This window comes from candidate division WOR-3 bacterium, from assembly GCA_016934535.1.
Taxonomy (GTDB): domain Bacteria; phylum SDB-A; class SDB-A; order SDB-A; family SDB-A; genus JAFGIG01.
The window spans coordinates 1-5,418 of sequence record JAFGSQ010000068.1; the positions used below are offsets into that span (position 1 = coordinate 1).

Here is a 5,418-nt window from a genome sequence, read left to right on the forward strand (position 1 = left end):
AAAAAGCTGTAAAGAAAAAAATCACGGTAATACGACGAATTTACAAGTTATCACGTCAGAAGATGAAATAAAATAAACGGATGGTCTTAAATCTGACGGAAGTTGATAGCGCGTAAAGCCGTTGTTTGACTCCGTCGGCGAGGTTGAAAATATTACTCTTCCTGTTACATCGGATAGAAATATGTTTTGTTTTGATAAGAAAGGTTTGTAAAAACAGGAAGCTGAAAGAGAAAAATCGACAAAGCAGGCGTAACATTCTTCGACGGCAGTCTCCTGTTCGAGAAGCCAGGTGGAAAGATTGAGGAAAAGCTCCCTGTTGTCGTGCTCTATCCAGTTGTTTTCATGGCTTGTTGGTCCGCTTCCGTCACAGCATGGAGAAGAATCGCCGACTCCTCCGACTTTCCCGCTGCCGGCTTTACAAGTGACGACAATAATAAGTGTAGTGTCCTGAGGAGACATGTTTTTCCAAATATGCCCGCGAAGGGAATCAAGGGATGCGTTAATTCCGGGAAATACCGAAAAGACGTTTCCGACGTGGTAGGTGAACGTGTCAACCTTTCCGAAAGGTCCGTTAATAATGGGGTCGTCCGGCAAAGAAGAGACGTTGGTCCATGAGCCGGTTATACTGTTGTTGCCTTCTCCTTTGACATGAAGATGCATACCGAATCTCGGCTTGATGAATCTTTCAGGATCATTGCCGGGAAAAGTTGTTATGTGTGGTTGAGTGTATCCGTCGAAGATGCTCGGAGAGTCCCATCCGTTGGCGTTTCTGTCAGACCCGTTGTGGTCGGCGATTATGAGAAGACTTCCGCCTGACAAAACGAAATTTTCTATGGCGTCCATCTCGGGAACTGAAAAAGTGTCTTGCGGTTCGGGTATTATGAAAAGATCCACTCCGTTAAAAGTCGAAGATGTTATATAGTCGGTGTTTATCCTTACACTGTGTCCCATGAGATAGATTTCGTAAGCCCAAGTTGAAAGCTGACCATTCCAGGAATTAGGTCCTGACGGCGGATAAGGTTGGGGGATCGGCGAGTTGTCGTCGACTATAAAGTCATAGCTGGAGTAATTTGTCTGCGAATGAGACTGATCGAAAAGTACTGTCTTACTGCAGACAGTAAAAAATATAATAAAAGTTAGAATCATTTATGTATTTTATCAGCAAATGCTTTTTAATGAAACTTGATAATAACGGGATGTTTTACATCCCGTTATCATTATTCTTTTTTTATCGAAATTTTTTTGATGTTTTCACGTTTTTCGGTTTTCGGGATCTTTATTTCCAGAACTCCTTTTTTGAAAGTCGCCTCGGCTTTGTCAGCTTCAACCTCAGAGGGTAGATTTATGATCCTCTTGAAATAACCGGATTTTCTTTCAACGTAATAATAGTTTTCTTTCTCGGTTTCGGTATCGTCTTTTTTTTCTCCGCATATCTTCAGCGTGTTCTCGTTAATAGTTATTTCAACATCTTTTTCGTCCATACCGGGTAGTTCGGTAGAGACAGTAAAATTATTCCTGTCTTCTTTTACGTTCACTCTCGGGAAAAAATCGTTTGTCCTAAAAACGGCGGAGGGCTCAAATCCTGTAAAGAAATCGTCGAACAGTCTGTTCATTTCCCTTTGAAAGGAAATCATGACAGGTTCTCCGTTTTTTTTATGGTCTTCTCTTTGCCAAGGTATCAAGTCTTTGAAAGCCATGATTGCCTCCTCTCATTCTTTTTTTATTTCGATTTTTCTTGGTTTTACTTCGTCAGAAAACGGCAGGAACATTTCAAGAACGCCGTCTTTCATAGATGCATTGATTTTCCGGCATGATACGTTTTTTGGAAGAGTGAATTCCCTTTGGTAATCGCATTCGTCATATTCTCTGTGAAGTGTTCTAAACATCTCCCCCATAGCATCGCTGTATGAAGCTTTCACCGTCAGAACATTGTTTTCTATTGATATCTCTGTGCTTTTGTCGTCTGCGCCCGGCAGATCCATGAATATTTTTATGCCGTCCTCGCACGAAACGACATCAGTCGCCGGTTTGCAGATATTCGTCCTTTTCTGAATTTCTTTTTTTTCCGTAGTCTGCATAAACACCTCCGGTGCTATTTAATTCTTATCTTTTTAGGTTTGTCTTCTTCTGCCCTCTCGAAAGTCACAGTGATAACGCCGTTTTTGTAAACGGCTTCGTATTTTTCTGTATTGACTTTGAAAGGGAAATTAACCGTTCTTTTGAAACTGCCGAAAATCCTTTCCTCTTTAATCGCCTGATCATCAGTGGTTTTTATTCTCTCGACCGTGAGAGTGAGCGATTCGGGTGTTGCAACGACGTCTATTACACTCATACCCGGAGCGAAGAATCTTAAGACCGTTTTGTCCTGGCCCTCATAGATACTGCAAGGAGGATAACCGGCTGAAATGCTATTGAAAGCAGAATTTATGCTCTCTCTAAGCCTGCGAATATCCTCGTAAGTTTCGACAGGAAAAAGATCGTGTATCATAAACCCTCCTTTTTTTCGTCCACTTCCAATTAAAAAAGTATTTGAGAATTATTTTTTGTCAATATGGAAAATTTATTTTACGCCTCTGTATCAGATTTGCATGAATTCAGAAAGACGGAAGCGGCCGTTATATCTATTTAATGGCGATGTGTTGAGATTATATGTTCAGAATTCCATGGTATCCGGAATTCCGGAAGAAACAATCACTCTGATCGTGTCGCCGTTAAACGAAGTGTCACCTGGGAGTGGGAATTGCGATATGACAGTGTTTGGCGGAGAAGGATTTGTTGTCTCGCTGTCAACAAAGATGACGAGACCCATGTTTTTAAGCATAAGTTCAGCCTCGATCAGTTTAATGTCGACTACAGAAGGAACTATTAGTGCTTTGGATCCGAGAGAAACAAAAATTCTTATTCTCGTGCCGGGCAAAGCGTCAGACCCACCTTCTGGCGAAGAACCGATGATCCAATTTTCCTGGACTGTGTCGCAGTAAAGGGATTCAATTTCGAAACTGAAATTTTTAGAGGACATAATTACGAGCGCTCTTTCAAGAGGCAGTCCTCCGAGATGAGGGATTGTCTGCATGGAATCAGGAACCCAGTCGATGTTATCCGACAGGACATTAATCCACAGCTCAATCTGTGAAGGGTCGGAAATGTAAGTTCCCGCCGGCGGGTCCTGTCTTATAATAACGCTATCGGGCATCTCTGAACTCAGGTTCGAATAGTGTATGTTTGAAATTGGTACAGAGTCGAAACCATGTTCGTAAAGAAGTATCTGAGCTGATTCGAGATTGAGCCCGTAAAGGTCAGGTAAAGCGGTTTTTTCAGGGTTTAGTCCCGCAGAGTCTATGAATGCGTCTGTGTAAACAAAGCCTGAAGAGAATCCGGAGGACAGGGTAAAAAAGGCAAGGGAGACAAGAGAGAAGTATTTTGAAGCCGAACCTTTTCTGTATTTCCCTGAAATCATTTTTCCGGCTATTTTTGAAAGAATGAATGACCACAGCATAGACAAAAGCAGTAAAGCGAAATAACTGACGGCCATAAGAATGAAAAATTTTTTAACTGAAGAAGAAGAAATGTCAGTAACTTTGAAAAGAGAAAAGAGAGCAAGTTTCGAAACACCGAACATCACTACAGCGGAGATAAGAGAACCTGTCAGCACCGACAGTGTGAAATTGAAAATCTTCACGGGATTACTTTCATTGTTCTTTTTAGGCATAAGCAATTCTATTCGTTGCCGGAGCCGTTGTCAAATTCCCAGTACTTTTCGGCTTCGTCGGTTAAAGCGCCGAGAACAGCAGTTTTTTTTTCGTTTTGATTGAGTTCACCGAAATATTTAGTGATTCCGGTAAATCTGAATGAATGAAAATATAATCCGATTTTCCCTCCGGATAAAATGAGTGTGTTGTCGTCTGACGAGGAAACAAAAGGGGGCAGAGTGTCTCCGAGAATTACACGACGCCTGACCGAGTCGTTTGGAAACGGCGATGTTCCTGAATTGAACATGTAACATACCTGCACCGGAGAGACACCGTTTGAGAGAAACCGGAAAGCTTCTCTGATTTGTGTGGTGTCTGCGTCCTCCCTGTAAATTGCGGTAAAGACAAGATGCTCTTCATAATCAATCTTGGAGTAACTGATAGAATCTATTATGGAATAGTAAAGTTCATCGAAATAAGAAATAAAACTTTGGACGTATTCCTCCGCTCTTGTTTCGAAAGGAAGATTGAAATCAGACAAATCGCTCAGGGAATCGGAAATTAAGAAATTTAAAGATATGGGCGTTGAATAAACAGTCTCTCTGTCGTACCTCAATCCTGGCAAGAGGTGAACGGTTCCGGAAGTTCTTTCGTCTGCAATGATGATAGGTGATTTCGACGCTAGAAGTAAATTAATTCCGTCGTATAGGAACACTGTGTCATTCATGAAAGTGTCTGAAAAAAGGCACACATAATCGGTGTTCCAGCGCAGCCAGTTTTGAGCAAGATAAAGAGACGTTTGTCTTACGTCGGGAAAAGAAGTAGCGGCAGTTTTTATATCCGGTTTGACAGCCTTTACGGATTCGTTCAGAGCAAAAATTACAGCGTCAATGTTTTCGATCCTTCTGGAATTCCTGTTTAAAAATCTATAAAAGAGCCATTGGTTTAAAAGAGATCTGGGGCTGTCAGGAGCGTATTTGAGCAAATTGTCCGGATCGAGATCAGGTAATTCAAGATAGAGGTCCGGGGGCAGGTTTTCGGAAGGATACCTTACGAAATCGAAGATGATTCCGTCTATGTCATATTTTGACGTCAGTTCTTTCGCAACAGAGCAGAGATAAGATATGACATCTGGATTTGAAGGATCCAGATATATTCCTTCAAATCCTTCGTTTATGAGTGAATCGATAGGAATGAAACCTTTCCTCTTGAAGTCGTATAAATCTATCAGAGCCCATTCAGGATGCAAGTTTAGCACATGTTCCGGATCCTCAGGCATTCTGAAATCTGACCATACAAGAAGAGTGTTGATCCAGATATAAACTTTTAAATCTCTTTGTTTTAGTTCCGTGAGGACTAAATCAAGCGGGTCATAGTTTATTTCTTCATGAACAGGCAAAACAGAAGACGGGTAATATGCCGTTCCGTTCTTTACGGCCTGAATGACGACCGTGTTGATGCTTTGAGAACTGAACCATCCAAAGGATTCAGGCGCCTGCTCGATGAACTCTGAAGGAAGCCAGACCGCTCTAACGTTCTTCACGTTGTCTTCAGTGATGTTTGTTGAAATAACTAATAAGAATAATATGACAATCATTAGATAAAAGCGGGCGGAAAGAAAATTCCATCCGCCCAGTTATATTTCACCCGTACGGGACTCGAACCCGTACTCTTCGGCTTGAAAGGCCGATGTGTTAACCACTTACACTAACGGGTGTTTTTTTTACAC

The 5,418-nt window shown here is 41.7% G+C and carries 6 protein-coding genes and 1 tRNA gene; all 7 read right to left on the reverse strand.

Annotated features, from left to right (window positions below; all coding sequences use genetic code 11):
• Positions 1 to 21: 21 nt before the first annotated feature.
• On the reverse strand, positions 22 to 1,146 hold the full coding sequence (locus JXL83_09510; GenBank protein ID MBN2364354.1) for a hypothetical protein: 1,125 nt from the start codon (positions 1,144 to 1,146) through the stop codon (positions 22 to 24).
• Positions 1,147 to 1,217: 71 nt separating this feature from the next.
• Positions 1,218 to 1,697: an Hsp20/alpha crystallin family protein gene (locus tag JXL83_09515; GenBank protein ID MBN2364355.1), complete on the reverse strand. Its 480-nt coding sequence runs from the start codon at positions 1,695 to 1,697 to the stop codon at positions 1,218 to 1,220.
• A gap of 12 nt (positions 1,698 to 1,709) precedes the next feature.
• Complete coding sequence (locus tag JXL83_09520; protein MBN2364356.1) at positions 1,710 to 2,078, reverse strand: Hsp20/alpha crystallin family protein; 369 nt, start codon at positions 2,076 to 2,078, stop codon at positions 1,710 to 1,712.
• Positions 2,079 to 2,092: 14 nt separating this feature from the next.
• On the reverse strand, positions 2,093 to 2,488 hold the full coding sequence (locus tag JXL83_09525; GenBank protein MBN2364357.1) for an Hsp20/alpha crystallin family protein: 396 nt from the start codon (positions 2,486 to 2,488) through the stop codon (positions 2,093 to 2,095).
• A 165-nt stretch (positions 2,489 to 2,653) separates the two neighbouring features.
• On the reverse strand, positions 2,654 to 3,709 hold the full coding sequence (locus JXL83_09530; GenBank protein ID MBN2364358.1) for a PASTA domain-containing protein: 1,056 nt from the start codon (positions 3,707 to 3,709) through the stop codon (positions 2,654 to 2,656).
• Positions 3,710 to 3,717: 8 nt separating this feature from the next.
• A complete protein-coding gene (locus tag JXL83_09535; GenBank protein MBN2364359.1) occupies positions 3,718 to 5,286 on the reverse strand; it encodes a family 10 glycosylhydrolase in 1,569 nt (522 codons plus the stop codon).
• 46 nt (positions 5,287 to 5,332) lie between these two features.
• Positions 5,333 to 5,406 (reverse strand) — tRNA-Glu (locus tag JXL83_09540).
• Positions 5,407 to 5,418: the final 12 nt, after the last annotated feature.